The sequence below is a fragment of the Hyphomicrobium sp. genome (genome assembly GCF_036833075.1).
In the GTDB taxonomy this organism is placed as follows: Bacteria; Pseudomonadota; Alphaproteobacteria; order Rhizobiales; family Hyphomicrobiaceae; genus Hyphomicrobium_C.
Genome location: NZ_DAITQL010000025.1, coordinates 18,116 through 38,215, shown reverse-complemented (window position 1 = coordinate 38,215; position 20,100 = coordinate 18,116). Strand labels below are relative to the sequence as shown.

Below are 20,100 nucleotides of genomic sequence, written 5' to 3'. Positions count from 1 at the left end.
CCGAGCCTGCGGGGATTGATGGAAGTCAAGCTCCGCTTCTGGAACAAACCTGCCCACCATACCGCCCGCAGCAGTGCCGCGGGCGGCGGGCGTGATGCTGGATCACCTACGGCCGTATTCGGAGGTCGAGCCATAGCTGATGGCCTCGACCCAGGACCTCAGATCCTCTTCGCGGTAGAGCACCCGGGCCCGAATGCCCCGTCCCGCCTTGAGATACTTCGGGCCCGCGCCTTCGACGCGCATGCGCTCGAGCGTACGCGGTGAAAGACGCAGGAAGGCGGCTGCTTCCTTGGTGTCGAGGTAGGAAACCGCGTTCGTGTTCGTGATATCCGACATGATTGTGGCCTCCCCTCCTCAGCGTTGACGCGTGTGATGGCGGTCGAGCCGTTGCCGCTCACGCTCTTGCACGCGCTCGGCCAATCTACGCAGCTCGCGTGCCTCGATGCGGCGGTTGAGCTCATTGCCGAAGTTCCACACCGCCTTGCTTTCGCGGGTGAGAGGACGGCCCAAATCATCCGCAGCCGGCGGTGGTGTCGGCTGGTGCGCTCGCTCGATGCGCTCGAAGGTGCGTCGGTCCCAGTCCGAACTCATTCGCTCGCGCAATGCCTTGCGTTCGTCCCGTGACAGCGGCTTGATGCCATTCAGCTTGCCGAACATCCGGTCATCGAACATTGTGCGCTCCTTTTCATGTTGCGTCTGCTTCAGGATCGTTGGCGCGTGCGCTCGAACACCGCACGCAATGGCTCTCGCACCTGCCCTTTCTTGCGCTCCGGCAAGCCGACAACCGCGCGTTTTTGCTGGTCGGCCGCCTGCCGGATGCGGGCAACGAGCTGCTCCTGACGTTGCCGCGCCGCACGCTCTGCCGCATGGCGCAGCAAGACACCGTCGAAGGCGTCGCTGCGGACCCCTGAGAACTTGAGCTCTCTCTTCAAGGCCGCGCGCTCGTTCATCAACCGCTTCGTCTCCCGGCTAATCCGCGCTTCATAGAGCTCGCGAAACAAATGCTCGGCCCTGTTGATGCGGATCGCGGCCCTTTCTGCAATCTTACGTATGCGTGTGATCTCGTCCGGCGTGCGGGCGCGGCGCATGAGCTCCTGCTCGCTACCCTCGCGGAACGCGCGACGCAGACGGTCCTTCAGATGCGGGCGGAAGGGGTCCATAGCCGGCACCGCTCAAGACCGATGAAAGCCGATCAACGGACATTCGCCGTCGGATGGACGACGCTCGTGCCGCCCCCAAGGCGCCCAGTACGTGCAGCGGCTGTAATGGAGCCCGGCATCCGTCTCGTGATAGGCGTAGGACAATCTCAGGTACGGCAGCCCGAGTGCGAAATAGACGAGACACGCCGCAAGCGGCCATGACAGCCACAGAACGTGACGCGGTGACAGAACCCGAAAGCGGGCGTCGCTCTGCGTCTCCCGACGCACCTCGCGGACGATCCTGACGACGTTGCGGTGGCTCATACCGGCTCTCCGTAGCTGATGTCGACGATCGGTTCGGACGGCAACTTGGCCGCTTCGAGTGGGTTCGTATCGAGCATGTCGCAAATCGGCGCGATCTCGTTCTGGTAGAGCTTGCGCGCACGAATGGGCTTCAAGCCGTCGCAGAAGATGATTTGCTCATGACGCGGCAGTGCCAGCACCTCCTCCGGCGACATCAGCGGGCGGCCCTGATCGCTGAACGTGGTCGACAGCTGGTCCTCGCGCGGTGTGTGCCCGTAGCTCGCCACCACATGATGCGTTCGGCCCAAGGCCTCGCTCACGCGCCGGGCCTCATCCCACGTGCTCACGCCCATCACCTGTTTGATGGCGGTGACAGCATCAATGGTGCGAGCGGACTTATCGGAGAACTGACGCTCAATTTCGCTCTCGGCCTGGGCCACCATCAGAACGCGCGAACCGAACTGGCGAATGATCGTGAGGTCTTCAACCAGACCGGCGACGGGCGCGTTGGTGAACTCGTCGATGATGAACTCGACCCTCCGCCCCGGCTCCTTGGCCACGTGCAGAAAGGCCGCCAGATGCAGGATGTAATGCGGGCGGGTGTCGCGCAGATGCTGCAGGCCTGCCACCAGGAACACGACGATCTGGCGGGAGCGGATCTCTTCGTGCGCGAGGTTCGCCGCACTCCCCGCCTCCCATAACAGGCCGCCCTCTTCGTAAACCTCGAGCCGCTGCAGCGCGGTGCTGCGGAAGTCGGCAAAATGCTGCGGGTTCTGAGACCGCTTCTCTATCAGCCGCCGCGCCAGGAGGCCCAGCGCGCTATCGTGGACTTCCTCCTCTTCGAGCGCGCGATCCAGAAGATCGTCCGAGCCAAGCACGTGGCAGGCTGCCGACGGCGTACAATCCTCCGGACAAATGCGGGCCAGATGCTCAATGACGAAGCGGAGAAGATCCCGGGGGCCGTCTCTGAAGTACTTGTTGCGCGCATCTCCCTCAGGCTCGGGCTCAAGCGTGAGGGCCGCGATCCGAACGAGCGTGGCCAGCTCCTGCAAGCCATGGCGTGCCGCGCGCACAATCAGACCAAACGGATTGAGCCGCGTGGCCGGACGCCAGCGCAGCAGATCGGTATCGTCGACAACGGCAACCTCGATGCCGGCGCGGCGCAAGGGGTCGGCGCATTGACCGGCGAGTTCGCCCTTGACGTCGAAGATCACCATCGACGGACGGTCCGGCGACAACGCCTGATGCATGATCGCCGTCACCACCGCGCCGATCGTCTTACCGGCCCCACTGGTCGCAATCACCTTGCTATGCACCGGATGCAGCCGGTGCGGCTCGAAAATGGCGCGACCGCTCATGCTCAGTCCGAGCGGTCGGCCGATGCCGTCAAACATGCCGGCCGCCGCCATCTCAGCCTCATTCGCCCATCGCGCCGTGTGAAGGCCCGCCCCTTGCGTGCGAAAGACATGCAGTTGCCGCCGGAGACCGACGTCCTGCCAGAAACAGCGTGCGGCCGAGATCAGCGAAATGCCAGCCAGCACAATCAATCCGTGGCCCAAAATCTGCGCCATGGGATCGTGAGCCGAGAGCAGCGCCCAGCCAATGCCCCCGCAGACAATGACCGAAAGACAATGTCTGTTGATCGTACGCAGCAACGTCCCGTGTGCCGCCTCCATGATCACCTCCCCTCGTGCAGGTCGCGCCCGATTTCGGTCCGGTGAGCCACCTGTGCCGCTCGGATGGCAGACCGCATGGCCTCAAGCCGCCACAACGGGCCCCACACGTAGCCGGTCTCGGTGCCGCGCCAGCTCGCGCCGCTCACCTGCATGGTGCCGACCTGCGAGGCCGCAAACACACCGACGCCCGATGCGAGCAGCACGCCCGCAATCTCCGACAGGTAGAGAATGTGATGCAGAAAGAACGTCGTGAGCACGGCCCCGGCCGCAAGGCCCAATGCACTCCAGAACGGCATGCGCGAGACTTCGACGGCCGTGATGCTGCGTGTATCGAAGTCCTTGCGTGGGGTCTCGACACGATCCGGTGTCACGGCCCATCTGCCGCAGCGATAGAATTCCGTCATGCGCGCACCTCGCACGCTGCGACGATCTCCGAGCGCCGCATGGCGCTCTGCCAATCACTCACCGGGAACGCGCTGATGAAACCGAGTGACCCCACATGCCAGGCAACACCCGATCGGCCGTCAGAGCTGTTGATCACCGCGCGTGCGCGGCAGGTACAGACATCGCCCGATGCCGCGGCATTGAGCTCCCCAACCTGACGCACACGGGAAACAACCGCATTGTAGTCTTCGCGCGCCGCGTCGACCTGCGCTTCGAGCGGCGCCGCAATGCTTCGGCCAAATTGCTCGAACTGCCCCCCATAACGCTGCATGTACGCGTTGCCGCCGGGATACGCGCCGAAAATGCTGCCCATGATCTGTCGCATGGCGACACCGGTGTCGGGGATCTCGCGCGGTTTGGGTACGGCGGCGATCGCAGCTTCGGTGCTCTCTGCCGCAGCGCTCTTCAGCGCAGCCGTGCAGCGCGCAATCTCCCCGCCCTTGATCACCAACCGCTCGCCAATGGTCGGTGCGGCCACATACGAACCCGCACACCAGAGAAGCGCCGCGCCAGCAAGAACACCCGCGCTGCCGGCAAGTCTTGTCACGTCGATCATGAGGTCTGCTCCTGCTTCATCGTCCCCGTCTGGGCGGGAACTGCAGGAATCCTAGCGGCGCAATGGCTCCCCTGATTACCGAGCCATTCTCCTTTTACGGTCCATCCGTTCACCTCTTACTTGCGTCAGAAGTGAATTGGCGACACTCTTTACGGAGCGACGCCAAGGGGGAGACTGCCATGCGGGGACAGGCCGATCCGGCACTGAAGAAAGCGCTTCGGAAGTTGCGAGAACAGGATCGGGAGCTCTGGAACGCCAATAACGTTCGCAATTTGATCAACAAGAACCCGGATCGCTACGGCAGCCCCACCGGCATTTCCTACAATGCCGTCTGTCACGCCATGAGCGGCCGCCCCATCAGCCCGCACACGCGCGATGTGCTCACCGCCTTCGTCCGGTCACAGGATCGTACGCTTCTGCCCCATACATTGCCCGAGTGCGATCTCGACCTGGCCCTCTTCTACGGCACCAACGGTCCCAAGATGGCCAAGAGCGCATTGCACATCGAAGGGCACTACCAGACCTACGCGCACTCGCTCACCAATAGCCGATACATGCGCCTCGGACGCGTTTCCCTGCGCTTCCAGAACGATCCCGAAAAACCTCGACTCTTCATCGAGGAGGAACAATATCGCCCGCAGATCGGCAGCCTGCCCGAAGTGCGCCTGCTCTGGGAGGGCTATGCCACCGCCCGCGGCGGCAGGTCCTACTTCGCAATCATGCGGGCGCGCGAGGATCTCGAGGACGGCATGGCCATGATGTGCATGATCGAAAAGCAGTCCTCAGGTGCGCACGGCATCAATCGGGCCCGCATGTACACGCTGCAATACGAACCCGAACGCGGCCAGTATCTGCGATCAACGAGTGTGCTCGTGCGCGTGCCGGCATCGCAGCGCGATAAGATCAAGTACGACTTCGTGCCTCTGCTGGAGTTCGAGGACGACACCATCATCAAGGATCTTTGGCTCGAGCCCGTTATTCAGCAACTGACCGACGAACTGGCGCTCCGGAATGCCGCCGGTGTGCGCCGGAGAAAACGTCCGACCCGACGCACCGCGCTCCCGCCCCGCCTCGCCGACAAGGCCAAACGCTGATCCTCACGGGGCGGCACACGGGCCCGTCCGAGCATCGCCGCTGATCTTCGCCCGCGTGACGTCGGGCGTCACGGGGTTCGCGCCTGAGCTTGTTCTGCTCAAAACTCCTCTCCTTCTTGATCGCAGACCGCGCTGATTGCCGTCAGCGTCGTGGGCCTCGCACATCTCTCCCGACCGCGCGTCGCGCTCGCGCAAGCAAGCCCAAACAGGGGCACGCCACGCCGGCCAAAGCCGGGGCGTGCCATCCCGTTCGTTTTGCTGGCGCGTCGGGAGCGGGCGATGTGCGTCTCAGGCCTCACGACGGCAATCAGGCCGTCGCAATAACAAGAAAGGATCTCATCATGAGCACCTCCCAAAAAGCCCTGCCAACCCACCGCGTCTCCTTCTCGGCCGTCATCGGTCGCGACGAGACCGGCGAGAAACTCTCCAAGCCCGTCGAGTGCGGCGCCGTGTGGGCGCGGAAATCCGGCAAGGGCGCAATCATGCGCCTCGATGTCGTGCCGGAAGGGTTCGGTCGCGCCGGTGCCGGCGTCATCTTCCTCAGCCCCGTCACATCGAACGATCGGGGGTTCGCATGAGCCTCGATTGCCAACAGATCAGCCCGGCCCGCCGCCTTCCCGGCGGGCCCCGGCTCGCCCCAAACCGGGCGCCAAACGAGTATTATCCGACGCCACCCGCCGCCACGCGCGCTTTCCTCGACGCCGAACGCTTCGACGGCTCCATCTGGGAATGTGCCTGCGGGGAAGGCTGGATGGCCAAAGAGATCGTGCGCGCCGGCTATGAGGTCTTTGCATCCGATCTTGCCGACTACGGGTACGGCAAGGCCGGGCTCGACTTTCTCGAATGCGAAATCCCGCGCGGCAAACACATTGTCACCAATCCGCCCTATGGCGATGGTCTCGCCGATCGCTTCGTGCGCAAGGCCCTCGCGCTTACCGCCCATACCGGCGGCAAGGTCGCCATGCTGCTCAACCTGAGTTCACTGGCCCATCCCGCTCGCCATGCCAGTTGGATCAAACGGCCGCCGGCGCGCGTGTTCGTGCTCGATGACTGCACCTGCTTTCCCCAGGGCAATCCGACCGAAGCCAACCGGTGGACGCGCACACACCGCTACTGCTGGGCCGTGTGGACAAGCACGCCGGTCGCAACCACCGAGCTCAGGTGGCTCTCGACAGCCCCCTTCCAATCGCAACGTCGTGCGCGGCAGTGATCGCATGGCGTGGCCTGCCTGCGTTCGACGCAGGCAGGCGCGCGCGGAAGGCCTCCGGTCCTGCCGCAAGCGCAAGGCCGCGCACGGCCGTCGTCGTGCGCGACAGACGCAACTCGGCGACGAGCGCCCAGAACAGCGCATCGAAACCGGCACGTGACACGGGCTCTGCCGACGAGCCCGCGCACCACTGCTCATAGGCGGACCAGGCCGCGTCGATCGAGAGCCGCGCGCCAGGCGCGGGCACAATGCGCGCAACCCAGAACGCTTCCATCCGCGCCCGCGCCGACTGCGCGGAGGGCAGTGCGATCGGGGCCGCAGCCTCTGGCAGACGCTTGGCGCTTTCGCGGACGGAGGCGGCACGCGGCGCGCTGTGTTGTAGCGCCAGGTAAAGACCGAGACCGCTGCCGACCTCGAGAAAGAGCGCCGCCAGCAGAACCAGGGCCGTGCGCACACGCGGCGCGCTCTCACCCGATAGCATCGCGAGCATCTCGACCTGCGGCTCGCGCATCAAGCCCGCCCCGTCCGCACGCAAGCGCGCGATCTCGCGGCGCACTTCTGTAAGTTGATCCTCCCACGTCACCCGATCGCGCGCGGTTTCGAGCTCGCCCTTCATCGAGAGGTAGTGCGCGCAGTACGTGCGCGAGGCTCGGACCGTGGCCTCCGTGCACGCTACCGACGTCGTCCAACGCGCATCCTGGCGCAGCGCCGCCAAGTCTGCCTCGATGACAGCAGGCGAGCGCGCTTCGTTCGTCGCTTCAACGCGGCGCACAAGGCGAGTCTCGTCTGCGACGGCGCGCCTCAAAAGCTCCGTCTCGGTCTGGCGAACCTGGGCGTGCCGGTCGCGGATGTCTGCGGCATAGCCCAGCGCAGCAAGCAGCGAGACCGCCGAAAGCAAACCCCATGCCGGCGCTCCTAGCACTAGGAATAGCCATCGGCGCGACCGCCAGGCGAGGACGAGAAAGAACGGCAGACAGGCCTTCAGGATGTCGCCGGCCACGGCGGCCGCGCCGAGCGCCATCGCCGCCTCAGAGGTGTGCGCAAACCCCGCCATGAAGCCGTAGTTCAAATGCGCCGACACCGCCATGAGCACGAAGGCGGCAATCACCGACAAGCCGACCAGCAACGCCCGCATAGCCCTAGCCTCCCTCCGGCTCCAGACCACCATAGGCGGCCTCATAGCAATCGAGCGCGTGCGCCAGCAGGCGGGCCTGGCTTAGGCCGTCCCGGCGAGCCAGGCCTGCCATGCGGTCGGCATCCCCGCGCGCAATCGAAAGGTTTTTCTGCACGCGGGACTGCGTGTCCGGCGTTGGAACGGTGCCGAAACGCGCTTCCAGGATGCGCCAGGCCTGCGTCGCCTCTGCACCGGCGTGCGGCACGGCTTTATGGGCCGCTGTCGCTGCCTCGGGCCGCGCCAAAGTCTCGGCAGCGGCCTTGATCGGGCCGGAGAAAACCGGTCCGATCAAATTTTTTGCTTTACGCACAAATACGCTTTTCATAGATTTATTCTGACCCTCTTTTGAGTTTATGCTTTTATTTATTATTTCCCTCGCGACGTGTTTCTATAATTCTTTGAATTCTGGTTTTTGTGTCAAATGAATTGTGCTAAATCGCGCTTTTAGCGGGGTAGCCAGATAGAGGTTTGTAAACAAACCCATCTGGGCAGGGCTAAGGGGCCTTCCGCGGCCCCTTCCTGCACCGACACCCCACGGCTCAGCGCGCGGCACTTACCTGCACCCGCGCAAGATTGGATGGCGAGCACACCCGATGGCTGGAGCCCGCAACAAGCGACGCGATCCCTCGGCCCAGAGGGTGGCGCAACCGCCCGATCCCGAGCGGCGCTCGCAGGTGATTGCAACCCGCGTCTCACCGCTCGAGCAGCAGGCTATCCTCTCGGCCGCCGTCGCCGCCCAAATGTCGCTCTCTGACTTCGTGCGTCATGCCGCGCTCGGGCGAACCGCCGTCCCGCCACCGCGCGCCGAGACGCCCATGTTCCGGCCGACCTATCTGCCGCTCGTGCGTGAGATCAATGCCATCGGCGTCAACCTCAATCAGCTGACCCGCATCGCCAACGCCTCAGGCCTCATACCGCCCGGTCTCGATCAGGTTCTCGATGAGATCAATGACGCGCTCGATCGCATGATGGATCTGGAAGGTGGCGCATGATCCCGGTTGTCACCACCGGCACCTCGTTTCGCGGCTGCGTGTCCTACATGGCGCACGACAAGCGTCGTGAGGGTGATCCCGGTCCGGCGACGTCGGACCGTGTTGCCTGGACCCAGACACGGAACTTGCCGACCGACAATGTTGAACGGGCCTGGCGCATCATGGCCTTCACCGCCACGCACCAGAAAGAACTCAAGGCCGCCGCAGGCGAACGGCTGACCGGACAGCGCTGCAAGAAGCCGGTCTATTCCCTGACGCTCGCCTGGGATCCGTCACAAAACCCGTCGAAGGATGAAATGCTGCGCGCCGTCGATGAAGCGCTCAAAACCCTGCATATGGACGGACGCCAAGCAGTCGTCTTCTGCCATACCGACGAACCGCAGCCGCACGTCCACGTGGTCGTCAATCGTATCTGTCACCTGACCGGCCGCGCCGCCGATATCAAACGCGATTGGATCAAGCTCTCCAAATGGGCCGAGCGCTATGAACGCGAGACAGGCCGCATTCTCTGTGACCTGCGCGTCAATCACAATGCGCGGCGCGCCGCCGGCGAATATGTCAAGAACGACAACCTCACCCGGCACGAATACGAAACCGTCCGCCTCTATATGGAAAAATCGCCCGATCAGATCCGCACCGAGCGTTCCCTGCAGCAGACCGCCGATCGCCTGCAGATTGTCTCCCGCCTCGCCTATCGGCGCAGGATCTTCGAGCGGCGGCTTGAGGAGCTCTATGGCGCCGCGCGCGATACCGTCGCACGGCAGATTTCGGCGCTCGAAGGACAGCGTAGCCTCAAGGGGCTGTTTGCCGCCATCGTCCGATTTACAAAACGCCTCACCGGCGAAACCGCACGCCAGGAGCGCCGTATCTCCGATCTCAAGAAGACATTGGCCAATCTCGAGATACGCATCAAGGAGCAGCGCGTTACGTTCGAGGCTCAGCACACCGCTGAGATGGCGAAGCTCAAAAACCGGCATCGCGTCGAGCGCGAGCGCGATGAGCGCCTCATCGCCCATGCCCGCAGCCGATCGGAGCGCGAACACATGGGTCTCAAGGCGCGGCTCAATTTCAAGCTGCGTGGCGATCCTGCGCAAAGGTTCGTGCCGCGCGAGGAACACAGGCAGATCCTAAGCCGCGATCTCAGTTCGGCCGGTGCCGATACGCGTGAAAAACGTTGGAGCCGCAAAGAGGGGCGCGGCGCACATCGGACGCTTGGGCGTGCGCGCCCCCAGGAGCGGCGGCGCGAGCGGGATTAATGCAGCCGGCTACGGCGCCTGCCTTTGGCCTTGGCAAGCTCGCGGTGGACATCGGCCGGCAGGCGCTCGAGTGCATCGGCCATCGCCTCGGGGCTCATGTTGGCCTTGAGCATGCCGGCAAGACGTCGTCGCTCGGACGCCGACCACGCTGCCCCTGCCCGCCGCGGCCGGCCGTTGGCAATGCGGGCCAGATCGGGAGCGTCCGCCTTCTCGCCCGCCATCATCTCAAGTGTCTGCGTTAGAGCGTGCCGCGTTGCCTGGCGCTTGACCGCCCCGCCCACCGCCTGGGAATTGAGCAGCGACATCCCGCGACTCAGTGCCAACTCGATCCAGAAGATCTCAGCCCTCAATGCGGCATCCATGCTCTCACAGCGCTCCAGCACCATGACGAGCGGCAGAAATCCCGCCAACCGGATCTGACGGACAACCAAGCCCGAAAGCTGATCGGTCCCCTCAAGGTGCTCAGCACGCCGGCGCGGCAAGTCCGAGGTCTGGCCGATGTAGAATATCCCGTCCGAACGAGGATCAATGAGGGCATACACGCAATGCTTCACACGTGAAGTGTAACGCCATCGGATTCACGGGGACAAATGATTTTTGTCCGTTGACTGAACTATTAGTGCGCGGCAGCATCGGGCCGTGGTTTCGCGCGTTCCAGATGGCCGTTTTCCTGCCGTAGCCTCCGCCCTGCCCGCAGGCGCGCAGGATCTTCAGTACGACCTCTTCACACGCTTCTTCGGCAAGCCCGAAAACCTCTCCAACACCATCGAGCTCTGGGATGCCCTCCCCAAGTACAGCTTCTCCGCGCGCATGCAGGCGCTGTTGCGCGACGCGTCGGGACGTTTGCCGCTCTATCAGCGCGCGTTCGACTACCGTCCCGCACCCAAGGCCGAAAACCCCACACTCACCTGCACTTTGAGCCTGCAGCCGGCAAGCCTCCTCATCGACGGCAGGCGGGTCGACTTTTATCCCTCGACCGACGAGGAACTCATCGAAGAGGTGCTCAAGAAGATCTTCACCGATCAAGCCTGCGGCTATCACGACAGCCGACGCGGCGAGAGCTGGGTGCGCTTTACTTTACATATGATCCGCACCGAACTCGCCCGGCGCGGTCGCACGCGCTCGATCGCGGAAATCAAACAGTCCCTCGAGATCCTCTCCAAGACCGTCGTCGACGTCGCCATCGAAGGTCGAGGGGCAAAGCGCGCCGTCTACACCAACCCCATTCTCAGCGATCTCACCCGCGTTACCCGCCTCGATCTGGCCGAAGATCCCAAATCCATGTGGACGGCCCGCCTGCCGGCCCTGTTGAGTGCCAGTATCAATGCCCTCTCCTACCGGCAGTTCAACTACGCCGTGCTGATGAGCCTCAAGTCGCCACTCGCGCGATGGCTGCACAAACGGCTCAGTCACGAGTACACCAACGCTCACCTGACGCACCCCTACCGCATTCTCTATTCCACCATCGATCGCGACTCGGGGCTTTTGCACAATTGCCGAACGAGCGCCAACCTCAAGAGCATCGAACGCGCCCTCGACGAGCTCATCGCACATCGCGTGCTGCTCGCCACCGACAGCGCGCGCCGCATGGATGGGGCCAGCATCCGCGATGTCCTCTTCACACTGACGCCGCATGTGGACTTCGTCAGCGACATCAAGGCCGCCAACGCCCGCGCCCAAGAAGCGCGCACCACGATCGATGGTGCCAGCAATCGCATTCCAATCAGCGCCGCCCGCGCACTTCGGTGAAGAGATGGCGTCTTGCCGGTTGAGGCGGGAGGCGATGCGTGCACCTTCAGGAAGGTTGAGCGTGCAGCAGACGGGAGGCGGAGCATGCAGCGCCCCTTCCAAGGCATTTTCCCACAGACTTACCCACAGGCGGCGCGGGAGGTGGAGCATGCAGGCCCGCCCCGATGCAGAAGGTGGAGCGTGCACAAGCACGAGGTGGACCGTCCGGAGACGCCGCACATGCGGAAGGTGGAGCATGCTGCGCGCCGCGTGGTGGAAGGTGGACCGTGCAGACCGCGACGCTCTAGCCCGCGCCCCGCAAGGCGCGACTCGACAGAGCCGGCAGCGTATCCTTTCCTTTCTCTTATCCCTTCTTCTCCTGGGATCGCGTGGTGAAAGCCTCGCCTTGGCTCGGTCGATATGGACGGGACCGCACACGCGGTCCCGACGTATGTGTCCCCTCACCCTCCGCGCGCGTTTCGCGCGCTGCGCCGCACCTCCGAGATGGCATCGGCCATCCGGCCGATACGCTTGGGTCTTATCGGCAAAGGGCAAGCACATCCCTACAAGCCCCAAACATCTGCGCCTGTGTGAGCGATCGCGACTGTTGCTCGGCGAGACGAGCAAGCGGCCCCTGCGGCAACAAAGCAGGCGAGCTTTGCAGCGGCCGAAAGATCGCCGTTGTGGCGCAGGAGGGCACGCTCGTGCCGATGTTCTGGATCCGATGACGGTCGATGGCCCGCTTCAAGCGTCGCAACAGAGCAGCATCGATCGGGCCAGGGCGAAGCGCTCTCGCCAGGGAAATTGTGCCGATGGGTCGCGTGGTGAGAGCCAGACGTGGGTCACACTCTCGCGTCCGGTCGTCGATGCCGCCCGCTTTGGCCCACAGATGCACGAGGAGCGCGATGATGGACCGCAACACGCTTCCACACCCCGCACCGAACAGGCCCATCAGCAGTCAACGTCGGCCCCGTGCGGCGATCCGTATTCTGGAAAGCAAGACCTCTGTCGAACAGCGCGCGCGGGACGTGCCGCCGGGAAACAGTGTGCGCGCCTTGCCAACTGCGCAAATGTGGATTTGCCCAATGGCCCCATCGTGCAAAAGCGCAAAAGCGCACTTGCGCTCATCTTTATTTGGGCAACCGTGCGCTTGGGGAATTGCCGAATTGCGCCATTGCCGGACTGTTTGTTTGTTGAATTCCACACTTGGGCATTTCGGGGATTCAATTCTTTCGTGTTGTATGGCATCCTTGTTTTCATGATTCGGTTTAATGTCTATTTTCTATAGTGCGTCATGATTATTTCCTTTGCCTCCTCAAAAGGCGGCGTCGGCAAATCCACCACCGCCGCGTCCGTCGCCGCCGGCCTCGCGCTCGCCGGGGCCAACGTCCAGGTCATCGATCTCGATCAGGCCCAGGCGCTTTCACGATGGAGCCGTAAGGTCTCCATTCCAGGGCTCACCATCGATGCCGTCGCGCGTGAGGAGTTCACGGGCTACTTCCTCGAGCTCTTCACCGGCACACCGCCCGATCATGTCATCATCGATCTGCCAGGTGTGCGCGAAGCCACCGTGCTCAAGGCCATCGCACGGTCCGATCTCGTCATCATTCCAAGCCAGGCCTCCGAGCTCGATCTTTACGAGGCGCTGCGCGTCGTCTCCGATATCCGTGCCGTTGCGCAGGAGACGGGCAGGGAGGTGCCGTATCGGCTGCTGCTCACCAAGGTCTTTCCGCTGCGCACCCGCGTCACCGACTATGCCTACGACGAAATGGAACGGCACGGGCTGCCGCTGTTTCGTACCGCCCTCGTTGAACGCTCCGCCTACAAGGAGATGTTCCTGGTCGGCACACCGCCCTCGGCCGCCGAGCCGAATAAGGGTGCAGGCCTCGAAATCCGCACCCTCATCGATGAGGTGCTCGTCATCGGGGAAGGGGAGGGGGCAACCCGGAAGGCGGAGCATGCAGCATGAGCCCATCCGCCAAACCCGGCTTCCCGCCCTTGCAGCTCGAAGAATTTGATGCGCGTCTCGATGCCGAAGCCGCCCGGCGCGGCATTCCCACACTCACGACGCCGGCACCCTCGACCACGTCACGGGGCGTTGAGCCGGAGGCGGAGGAGGGCCGCGCCGTAACCGCGCCTGCCGCCGAAACCATGCCCGGCAAACGGACCCGCCTCAGACGCAGTGCACGCAGGCAGGCCGCGCCGCAAGCACCAGAGGACAATCAACCGACGCCGCGCAGCCGCATGAAGTCGTTGAACGTGGAACTTCCCGACTATGCCTGGGTCGATCTCAAAAGCCGCGCCGCCCGCGAAATGGTCTCGGTTCGCCATATCATCATGCGCCTCTTGAAGGACGCCGGCATCGATATCGCCGACGCCGACCTGTTGGAAGACGGTCGGCGCTTGCGGTAGGGCCGGGGGAAGGGGCATCCCTCTTGGAGGTTCGTCGGCAAGGTCCCAGAAGCCGAAGTCGGGCGCTCAATGTGTAGCGACGCTAAAATCGTCGCCAACAATGCCCCTTGTTAAGGGTAGACCGGTCGAGGTCGCGGATGGGCTGGCGCCCGCTTGTACCCCAAGGTGTTATGGGCCTTCGGATGTTCTACCTACCCGACAATGCTGCCAATCGCGCGCTTCAGCCTCTGCCCGACATCAGCCGCGGCTTCTTTGAGCCGCAGATTGTCGACAGCCTGCATTGAAGCTACGGGGTCGATCGCCGCGATCTCAACATTGCCGTCGGCTAAGGCCTGCACAACCACGTTGCACGGTAGCATGGTCCCGATTTTGTCTTCCAGCTGAAGGGCTTCGTGCGCAAGTTTTGGATTGCACGCGCCGAGAATCCGGTAAGGCCGAAAGGCAACGCCTATCTTCTCTTGCAACGTTTTCTGCACGTCGATGTCGCTGATGATGCCGAAGCCCTCCGCTTTAAGGGCCAGGACTGTCCGAGCCACAGCGTCCTCGAATGCAGTGGTTAGTGTCGTGTTGAAGTAGTAGGTCATTAAGATACCGCTGCTTACGTTCCCTTCATCGTTCCGCCGGATGACCGCGCTCGGGCAGTATGAGATGGCCGGCTGAGCAGAACTGACAATACAACGAAACTACTACACCACCTTGACCCCGATCAGTTCTGAGTACGTCGTCTCGGGATAGAGCTGGGCGGAAGTCGGGCAGGGGCTGAATGGTGGCTAAATGGAATTGCAGACCAGAACCCCCGGGCTGCCCGGGGCCGTCGTCGCGCTCTTGTATGTCTTGGCTGCGCTCTCGCCCATGTTCGCCGCCGCTGTAACTGGGATCGAGCCGGCCAGTGCTCCCAGCGAATTTGCGACTGCTCTGGGACTTACGGGGGCAGCGCTGCTGTTTCTGCAGTTTCTGAGCTCCGGGCGCTTCGAAAGCATCTCGGGACGCATGGGCATTGACCGCACGATGGGGTTCCATCGCATCGCGGCCTGCGTCCTTCTAGCATTTGCGACGCTGCATCCACTTCTCTACCTCTCAGATACGTTGTTCGCTGACCCCATCGCTGCTTGGCGCCGCCTTCTTGGCATGCTGGCCAGTCCCAGGTTGCGCACGGGTGTCATAGCTCTCGCAGGTCTGTTCGTGATTGTGTGCCTCGCTACGATCCGTACGCGGCCGTTCATCCGCTACGAAATGTGGCGCATCACGCACGGGCCGCTCGCCATCGTCGTCGCCGGCTTAATTCTCCATCACGCTGTCACGGCGGGTGCTTACACTGACGAAACGGTGCTGCGCATCGTCTGGTTTGTCCTCACTGCGGCCGCGGCAGCTGCAGCGCTATCGGTTTATGTCGTGAGGCCCTGGCAAATGTGGCGCGAGGATTGGCGTGTCGAACGCGTTCGGCGCGTCGGCGAGCGCGTCGTCGAGATGATCCTGCGCGGCCCACCAACAACGCAGCTGCGGTTTCGCGCCGGGCAGTTTATCTGGATGACGCTCGCCCCCAAGCGGCCCCCCTTCCACGATCACCCGTTCTCGATTGCATCCTCTCCCGCTGATCTGCCGCGACTTCGGCTTGTGATCAGCGAGGTGGGCGACTGCACTCGCACCTTCGAAGGCATTCTCCCTGGTACCCGGGTCGCGGTCGACGGTCCGCACGGCAGCTTCTGCCTCCCGCCCAATGCCTCGCAGGTAATCCTCGTCGCGGGTGGCGTGGGGATCGCCCCACTCCTTGGAATTTTGGAAGCGGCCGCCGCACGGCGCGACGCAAGACCGTATCGCCTCCTTTATGCAGTGAGAAAGCCAAGCGGCTTGGTCTTGAAGGATCGACTGCGTGAGCTACAATCGCAGCTCGATCTGTCGATCAGCTATCTTGTCGATGATGATCCGAGGCAGACAGAGTGCGAGGCGGGGCCACTGCGCGCATCGTTCGTTAAGAGACTCGTTGGAGCCTCAGATACGGGCAAGGCCGTCGTGCTCATTTGCGGCCCCCCACGTATGATGGAGGTTGCCGCCGACGCCCTATTGGATATTGGCGTTCCCCCTGCCTCCATCCTTTATGAACGGTTCGACTATGGCGCCGGAAAAGGGCGGCTAGACCGAGCACGGCAGCGGCAGGCACTGCTCGTGTTTCTGGCATTGGTTGCAGCCATGACAGCCTTCAGCCTTCGCTAGCCTGTCATTGCAGCGATAGGCCCACGAGATACTCGGCGATGGCAGCGCGTGTCTGCGCATCGCCGGAATGGTGCTTCTCGAGAAACTTGACGAGTGCCGCTGAGCGGGCATCGGCGCTCTCCCCTTCCAGACGTCGCGCCAGCGTGCGGGCTCGCGGGTGACAGCTTGCGCATTGCGCCTGGAAGACAGGTGCGTCGGCAGCGGCGGCGGTGCGCGGCGGAAAGCATGATGCCGCAATTACGGTGGCGATCAGTGTGAGTCTAAGACGGCTCAGTTGATCCTCCCTGTGTCAGTCGAGTTTGTTTGGTGGGGACGAGCCCGAGCCACTGGCATCGGTTGCCCCAGTGAGCCTTGCAACGAGGGACGATTGCTCGTCCGGCAAGCGCGCCGCCCAGATGGCAACGGCGCAGGCACCAGCGACGAGCACGACCGATGGGATGAGCATCAAGATGAATGTTAGATAATCGGTCATGCAGCAACCGGCGCGGAGTCCGCATCGACGCGCGCAAGTCGACCGATCGACTCTACAGGCTCGATCCAATACGTGAGGTCGGGGGTTCCCACCCTTGAGCGAATTTCCTCCAGGACGGTGCCAAGCCGCGAGCGCGGAAGCACCACGGCGAGCACGCCGCGCGCCGCCCGGCCGCGCACGCGTTCACGCACGCTTGCCATGCTGAAGTCCTGGCCGTGGCCGTCCGCCTTCCACGTCGTGAATCCGGCGAGTGGCGGCTCCGCATTCACCAAGAGATCGACAATGTGATCCTCCACCGTTGGCGGATAGATCAGCGTCAGCTTGCGAAGGAGTTGGTCCATGACAGGCTCCGTGTTTGAGGGTCGGCCGAGCACGCGGCAGCGCCGAAGCGGCGGAAGAGGATGGGCAGCAGAACGAGGGTGAGTGCCGTCGAGGTGATCAGGCCACCGATTACGACGATCGCGAGCGGCTTTTGGATCTCGGAGCCTGGTCCACTGGCGAACATCAGCGGGACCAAACCAAAGGCGGCGATGCTCGCCGTCATGAGCACGGGGCGCAGGCGCCTAAGGGAACCTTCGAAAACCACCTGCTCGAGCGGCATGCCGGCAACGAGGAGCCGGTTGAAGTAGCTGACGAGGACTAGACCGTTCAGAACGGCGATACCGAGCAGCGCAATGAACCCGACCGACGCCGGCACCGACAAATACTCGCTTGCTACCCAGAGCGCGAGAACGCCGCCGATCAGAGCAAACGGAACGTTGGCTAGGATCAGCACAGCCTGGCGCACCGAGCGCAGGGTCGCAAACAGCACGAGGAAGATGAGCACCAGGGCGATCGGAACGACGATTGCGAGGCGCGCGGCTGCTCGCCGCTGATTCTCAAACTCGCCGCCCCAAACGAGGTGGTAGCTGGGGGGGAGCTCTACCGCGGTCGCAACTGCCTTCTGAGCATCCTCAACGAAGCCAACGAGATCGCGCCCGGAAACGTAGGCCTGCACAATGGCAAAGCGCGAAGCGTTCTCGCGGTCCACCTTGACGAGGCCCGCCGTGCGATGCAGTCGGGCGATGTCGCCGATGCGGACGAGGCCGCCGTCTCCGGCAGCCAACTGGCTCTGCATGAACAGCTCGGGCGCTCTGCGCAGGGCCTCAGGTCCGCGGATCACGATGTTGGTCCGCTTCTGCGCCTCGGCGACGATGCCGGCCGGTGCACCCTCCAAAAGCGCGCGCAGCTCGTCCTCGATACGCGTCACAGAAAGGCCCGTGCGCCCTGCCGTGAGGCGATCCACGTCGATCTGCAGATAGTCCACCGTATCGTTGGAAGCCGTGAACACCTCGGACGCCCCTTTGACCCCAGCGATCGACGCTTGGACGCGACCGGCAAGCTGGGCGAGCTGCTTAAGATCCGGCCCGAAAATCTTCACCGCCAAGTCGCCGCGCGCGCCGGTCAGCATCTCGGAAGTGCGCATCTCGATCGGTTGCGTAAAGGCGAATTCGACACCCGGCAGCTCGGTCATGGCTGCGCGCAGCTGGTCCAGCAACCACTCCTTATCCGGCACGCGCCACTGGTCCTTGGGTTTGAGGACCAGGAACGCGTCGGTATCGTTGGGGCTCATGGGGTCGAGCCCCAGCTCATCAGAGCCGACGCGCGCTACGACGTGGTCGACCTCCGGCACCTTCTCTAGAAGGACGCGCTGAATGCGCAGGTCGGTCGCAACGCTTTCCTCAAGGTTGATCGAGGGGAGCTTGGTCGTTTGCATGATGACCGACCCCTCGTCCATGGTCGGCATAAACGACTTGCCAACGGCGAGATAGGCAAAGGCCATTACGGCCGCTCCGGCGGCAGCGGCGACGTAGACGGGCATAGGATGTGCCAGGCAAAAGCGCAGAAGTGGGCCGTATCCGGCCTCGATGACGCGCATCAAGATCGGGTTCTTATGGGCGCGGCCGCGCAGGAAGAGCGACGACAGAGCCGGGATCAGGGTGAGTGAGAGCAGCAGCGAGCTCGAAAGAGCAAAAATGATAGTAATCGCCACGGGCGCGAACAGCTTGCCCTCGAGCCCTTGAAGCGAGAGCAGCGGCAGGAAGACTAGGCAGATAATAATGATGCCCGAGGCAACCGGCGTGACGACCTCTGCTGCCGCCTGGTAGACTTGACGCAAGAGCGGAATGCGCGCGTCGTCCGCATGATGATTGAGACGCTCGACCGTATTCTCGACAACGACAACCGCAGCATCGACGATGAGGCCGATGGCAATGGCGAGCCCACCGAGGCTCATGAGGTTCGCGGACATGCCGAAGAGCTTCATCATCAAAAATGTGCTGAGCGCAGCCATTGGCAGCGTGACCGCCACGACGAGGGAGGCGCGTAGGCTTCCGAGAAAGGCGAGCAGCAGGATGACGACCAGCACCGTCGCTTCGATCAGTGCTTTGGTGACGGTACCCACGGCGCGTTGAATGAGGTCAGAACGGTCATAGAAGACTTGCAGCGTTACGCCTTCTGGTAAACTTGGCTTTAGCGTTTCGAGCCGCGCTTGCACGTCCTTTACGATCGCGCTGGCATCGGCGCCGCGCAGCGAGAGCACGAGGCCCTGCACTGCTTCGCCGCGTCCATCCTTGGTGACGGCTCCATAGCGGGTGAGGCTACCGATGCCGACCGTGGCGACATCCTGCAGTCGCAATACCTTGCCGCCCTCCGACCTGAGGACGACCTGCTGTAAGTCCGCTGGCGTGCGAATGGCGCCCTCAGAGCGCACGACGAGTGCCTTCTCGCCGTCGGAAAGTCGCCCAGCACCGTCATTGCGATTGCTCGACGCGATCGCATCTTTGATATCGGCGACACTTAACCCCGCAGACGCCAGCGCCGCGCTGTCGGGCACGACCTCGAACGTGCGCACCAAACCGCCGAGCGCATTGACGTCGGCGACCCCCGGTATCGTCCGGAGAGCTGGGCGGATGGTCCAGTCGAGCAGACTGCGCCGGTCTTCCAGCGAGAGGTTGCCGCCCTCGATGGTGAACATGAAAACGTCAGACAGCGGCGTGGAAATCGGCGCGAGCCCGCCGGAAACGTTGGATGGTAGCGCGTCCCTGGCGTCGGCCAGTCGCTCAGTCACCTGCTGGCGAGCCCAATAGATGTCCGTGCCGTCCTCGAAGTCGATGGTGATGTCGGCAATCGCGTACTTCGCCGACGAGCGCAGGACCGTCTGGCGCGGAATGCCGAGCAGTTCCAGCTCGATCGGCGCGATGACTCGGGTCTCCACCTCCTCAGGCGTCATCCCCGGCGCCTTCATAATGATCTTCGCCTGGATAGATGAGATATCCGGGAAAGCGTCGATGGGTAGGTGCAGAAAGGAATAGCTGCCCGCCACGGCGACCAGCAGCGTGCACAGCAGCACGAAGGCCCGTTGCGTGAGTGTCAACTCGACTATACGGCGCAGCAT

23 protein-coding genes are annotated in these 20,100 nt (G+C 63.4%); 10 read left to right on the top strand and 13 right to left on the bottom strand.

Translation table 11 applies throughout. The features are described 5' to 3' along the window. Positions 1–102: 102 nt before the first annotated feature. The 7 genes from V7082_RS09605 to V7082_RS09575 all read right to left on the bottom strand — a co-directional run bounded on the left by V7082_RS09605 (position 103) and on the right by V7082_RS09575 (position 4,118). A complete protein-coding gene (locus tag V7082_RS09605; RefSeq protein ID WP_334147980.1) occupies positions 103–336 on the bottom strand; it encodes a helix-turn-helix domain-containing protein in 234 nt (77 codons plus the stop codon). A gap of 18 nt (positions 337–354) precedes the next feature. Further along, positions 355–672, bottom strand: coding sequence for a hypothetical protein (locus tag V7082_RS09600; protein ID WP_334147978.1), 318 nt, complete (start codon positions 670–672; stop codon positions 355–357). A 29-nt stretch (positions 673–701) separates the two neighbouring features. Further along, entirely contained in the window at positions 702–1,088 is a 387-nt protein-coding gene (locus tag V7082_RS09595) for a hypothetical protein (protein WP_334147976.1), read from the bottom strand. A gap of 84 nt (positions 1,089–1,172) precedes the next feature. Further along, positions 1,173–1,463, bottom strand: coding sequence for a hypothetical protein (locus tag V7082_RS09590; protein WP_334147974.1), 291 nt, complete (start codon positions 1,461–1,463; stop codon positions 1,173–1,175). Next, positions 1,460–3,118, bottom strand: coding sequence for a type IV secretory system conjugative DNA transfer family protein (locus tag V7082_RS09585; RefSeq protein ID WP_334147972.1), 1,659 nt, complete (start codon positions 3,116–3,118; stop codon positions 1,460–1,462). The genes V7082_RS09590 and V7082_RS09585 overlap by 4 nt, the downstream gene beginning before the upstream one ends. A 2-nt stretch (positions 3,119–3,120) precedes the next feature. Continuing rightward, the gene (locus tag V7082_RS09580) at positions 3,121–3,522 is read right to left on the bottom strand and encodes a hypothetical protein (RefSeq protein WP_023786353.1); all 402 of its coding nucleotides are present in this window, start codon (positions 3,520–3,522) and stop codon (positions 3,121–3,123) included. Further along, positions 3,519–4,118, bottom strand: a complete 600-nt coding sequence (locus V7082_RS09575; protein ID WP_334147970.1) for a hypothetical protein — start codon at positions 4,116–4,118, stop codon at positions 3,519–3,521. The genes V7082_RS09580 and V7082_RS09575 overlap by 4 nt, the downstream gene beginning before the upstream one ends. A gap of 179 nt (positions 4,119–4,297) precedes the next feature. Here V7082_RS09575 and V7082_RS09570 point away from each other — a divergent pair, with 179 nt between their 5' ends. From V7082_RS09570 to V7082_RS09560, 3 genes are all read left to right on the top strand, one after another. Further along, on the top strand, positions 4,298–5,212 hold the full coding sequence (locus V7082_RS09570; protein ID WP_334147969.1) for a hypothetical protein: 915 nt from the start codon (positions 4,298–4,300) through the stop codon (positions 5,210–5,212). Positions 5,213–5,553: 341 nt separating this feature from the next. Continuing rightward, the gene (locus tag V7082_RS09565; RefSeq protein ID WP_144083511.1) at positions 5,554–5,790 is read left to right on the top strand and encodes a hypothetical protein; all 237 of its coding nucleotides are present in this window, start codon (positions 5,554–5,556) and stop codon (positions 5,788–5,790) included. Next, the gene (locus V7082_RS09560; RefSeq protein ID WP_334147966.1) at positions 5,787–6,422 is read left to right on the top strand and encodes a hypothetical protein; all 636 of its coding nucleotides are present in this window, start codon (positions 5,787–5,789) and stop codon (positions 6,420–6,422) included. The genes V7082_RS09565 and V7082_RS09560 overlap by 4 nt, the downstream gene beginning before the upstream one ends. Here V7082_RS09560 and V7082_RS09555 read toward each other — a convergent pair. Further along, positions 6,370–7,554, bottom strand: coding sequence for a hypothetical protein (locus V7082_RS09555; protein ID WP_334147964.1), 1,185 nt, complete (start codon positions 7,552–7,554; stop codon positions 6,370–6,372). The two genes, V7082_RS09560 and V7082_RS09555, sit on opposite strands and share 53 nt — an antisense overlap. Positions 7,555–7,558: 4 nt before the next feature. Further along, positions 7,559–7,885 carry a hypothetical protein gene (locus tag V7082_RS09550; RefSeq protein WP_144083510.1) on the bottom strand — a complete coding sequence of 109 codons (327 nt, stop codon included), beginning with the start codon at positions 7,883–7,885 and terminating at the stop codon, positions 7,559–7,561. A gap of 301 nt (positions 7,886–8,186) precedes the next feature. On the opposite strand from V7082_RS09550, the gene V7082_RS09545 reads away from it, so the two are divergent. Together V7082_RS09545 and V7082_RS09540 are read left to right on the top strand one after the other, a co-directional pair. Further along, positions 8,187–8,585, top strand: a complete 399-nt coding sequence (locus V7082_RS09545) for a MobC family plasmid mobilization relaxosome protein (protein WP_023786347.1) — start codon at positions 8,187–8,189, stop codon at positions 8,583–8,585. After that, the gene (locus V7082_RS09540; RefSeq protein ID WP_023786346.1) at positions 8,582–9,841 is read left to right on the top strand and encodes a relaxase/mobilization nuclease domain-containing protein; all 1,260 of its coding nucleotides are present in this window, start codon (positions 8,582–8,584) and stop codon (positions 9,839–9,841) included. The genes V7082_RS09545 and V7082_RS09540 overlap by 4 nt, the downstream gene beginning before the upstream one ends. On the opposite strand, the gene V7082_RS09535 is transcribed toward V7082_RS09540, so the two are convergent. Continuing rightward, on the bottom strand, positions 9,838–10,383 hold the full coding sequence (locus tag V7082_RS09535; RefSeq protein ID WP_334147959.1) for a GIY-YIG nuclease family protein: 546 nt from the start codon (positions 10,381–10,383) through the stop codon (positions 9,838–9,840). The genes V7082_RS09540 and V7082_RS09535 overlap by 4 nt on opposite strands. A 97-nt stretch (positions 10,384–10,480) precedes the next feature. Between V7082_RS09535 and V7082_RS09530 the strand changes: the two genes are divergently transcribed. From V7082_RS09530 to V7082_RS09515, 4 genes are all read left to right on the top strand, one after another. Next, positions 10,481–11,590, top strand: a complete 1,110-nt coding sequence (locus tag V7082_RS09530; RefSeq protein WP_334147957.1) for a hypothetical protein — start codon at positions 10,481–10,483, stop codon at positions 11,588–11,590. A gap of 703 nt (positions 11,591–12,293) precedes the next feature. Continuing rightward, positions 12,294–12,857, top strand: a complete 564-nt coding sequence (locus V7082_RS09525; protein ID WP_334147955.1) for a hypothetical protein — start codon at positions 12,294–12,296, stop codon at positions 12,855–12,857. A gap of 6 nt (positions 12,858–12,863) precedes the next feature. Beyond that, a complete protein-coding gene (locus V7082_RS09520) occupies positions 12,864–13,538 on the top strand; it encodes a ParA family protein (RefSeq protein WP_023786342.1) in 675 nt (224 codons plus the stop codon). Further along, a complete protein-coding gene (locus V7082_RS09515; RefSeq protein ID WP_023786341.1) occupies positions 13,535–13,981 on the top strand; it encodes a hypothetical protein in 447 nt (148 codons plus the stop codon). The genes V7082_RS09520 and V7082_RS09515 overlap by 4 nt, the downstream gene beginning before the upstream one ends. Positions 13,982–14,172: 191 nt before the next feature. Here V7082_RS09515 and V7082_RS09510 read toward each other — a convergent pair whose 3' ends face one another. After that, positions 14,173–14,565 carry a DUF302 domain-containing protein gene (locus V7082_RS09510; protein ID WP_023786340.1) on the bottom strand — a complete coding sequence of 131 codons (393 nt, stop codon included), beginning with the start codon at positions 14,563–14,565 and terminating at the stop codon, positions 14,173–14,175. Positions 14,566–14,755: 190 nt separating this feature from the next. Between V7082_RS09510 and V7082_RS09505 the strand changes: the two genes are divergently transcribed. Then, positions 14,756–16,192: a ferredoxin reductase family protein gene (locus tag V7082_RS09505; RefSeq protein WP_023786339.1), complete on the top strand. Its 1,437-nt coding sequence runs from the start codon at positions 14,756–14,758 to the stop codon at positions 16,190–16,192. A gap of 468 nt (positions 16,193–16,660) precedes the next feature. On the opposite strand, the gene V7082_RS09500 is transcribed toward V7082_RS09505, so the two are convergent. Then, the gene (locus tag V7082_RS09500) at positions 16,661–17,005 is read right to left on the bottom strand and encodes a DUF3240 family protein (protein ID WP_023786338.1); all 345 of its coding nucleotides are present in this window, start codon (positions 17,003–17,005) and stop codon (positions 16,661–16,663) included. After that, positions 16,981–20,100: an efflux RND transporter permease subunit gene (locus tag V7082_RS09495; RefSeq protein ID WP_023786337.1), complete on the bottom strand. Its 3,120-nt coding sequence runs from the start codon at positions 20,098–20,100 to the stop codon at positions 16,981–16,983. Before V7082_RS09495 ends, V7082_RS09500 begins: the two co-directional genes overlap by 25 nt.

Coding starts and splice junctions, on each gene's coding strand:
- V7082_RS09605 (WP_334147980.1), bottom strand. CDS start 336: ATGTCGGATATCACGAACACGAACGCGGTTTCCTACCTCGACACCAAG.
- V7082_RS09600 (WP_334147978.1), bottom strand. CDS start 672: ATGTTCGATGACCGGATGTTCGGCAAGCTGAATGGCATCAAGCCGCTG.
- V7082_RS09595 (WP_334147976.1), bottom strand. CDS start 1,088: ATGCGCCGCGCCCGCACGCCGGACGAGATCACACGCATACGTAAGATT.
- V7082_RS09590 (WP_334147974.1), bottom strand. CDS start 1,463: ATGAGCCACCGCAACGTCGTCAGGATCGTCCGCGAGGTGCGTCGGGAG.
- V7082_RS09585 (WP_334147972.1), bottom strand. CDS start 3,118: ATGGAGGCGGCACACGGGACGTTGCTGCGTACGATCAACAGACATTGT.
- V7082_RS09580 (WP_023786353.1), bottom strand. CDS start 3,522: ATGACGGAATTCTATCGCTGCGGCAGATGGGCCGTGACACCGGATCGT.
- V7082_RS09575 (WP_334147970.1), bottom strand. CDS start 4,118: ATGATCGACGTGACAAGACTTGCCGGCAGCGCGGGTGTTCTTGCTGGC.
- V7082_RS09570 (WP_334147969.1), top strand. CDS start 4,298: ATGCGGGGACAGGCCGATCCGGCACTGAAGAAAGCGCTTCGGAAGTTG.
- V7082_RS09565 (WP_144083511.1), top strand. CDS start 5,554: ATGAGCACCTCCCAAAAAGCCCTGCCAACCCACCGCGTCTCCTTCTCG.
- V7082_RS09560 (WP_334147966.1), top strand. CDS start 5,787: ATGAGCCTCGATTGCCAACAGATCAGCCCGGCCCGCCGCCTTCCCGGC.
- V7082_RS09555 (WP_334147964.1), bottom strand. CDS start 7,554: ATGCGGGCGTTGCTGGTCGGCTTGTCGGTGATTGCCGCCTTCGTGCTC.
- V7082_RS09545 (WP_023786347.1), top strand. CDS start 8,187: ATGGCTGGAGCCCGCAACAAGCGACGCGATCCCTCGGCCCAGAGGGTG.
- V7082_RS09540 (WP_023786346.1), top strand. CDS start 8,582: ATGATCCCGGTTGTCACCACCGGCACCTCGTTTCGCGGCTGCGTGTCC.
- V7082_RS09525 (WP_334147955.1), top strand. CDS start 12,294: ATGACGGTCGATGGCCCGCTTCAAGCGTCGCAACAGAGCAGCATCGAT.
- V7082_RS09520 (WP_023786342.1), top strand. CDS start 12,864: ATGATTATTTCCTTTGCCTCCTCAAAAGGCGGCGTCGGCAAATCCACC.
- V7082_RS09515 (WP_023786341.1), top strand. CDS start 13,535: ATGAGCCCATCCGCCAAACCCGGCTTCCCGCCCTTGCAGCTCGAAGAA.
- V7082_RS09510 (WP_023786340.1), bottom strand. CDS start 14,565: ATGACCTACTACTTCAACACGACACTAACCACTGCATTCGAGGACGCT.
- V7082_RS09505 (WP_023786339.1), top strand. CDS start 14,756: ATGGAATTGCAGACCAGAACCCCCGGGCTGCCCGGGGCCGTCGTCGCG.
- V7082_RS09500 (WP_023786338.1), bottom strand. CDS start 17,005: ATGGACCAACTCCTTCGCAAGCTGACGCTGATCTATCCGCCAACGGTG.
- V7082_RS09495 (WP_023786337.1), bottom strand. CDS start 20,100: ATGCTGCGCCGTATAGTCGAGTTGACACTCACGCAACGGGCCTTCGTG.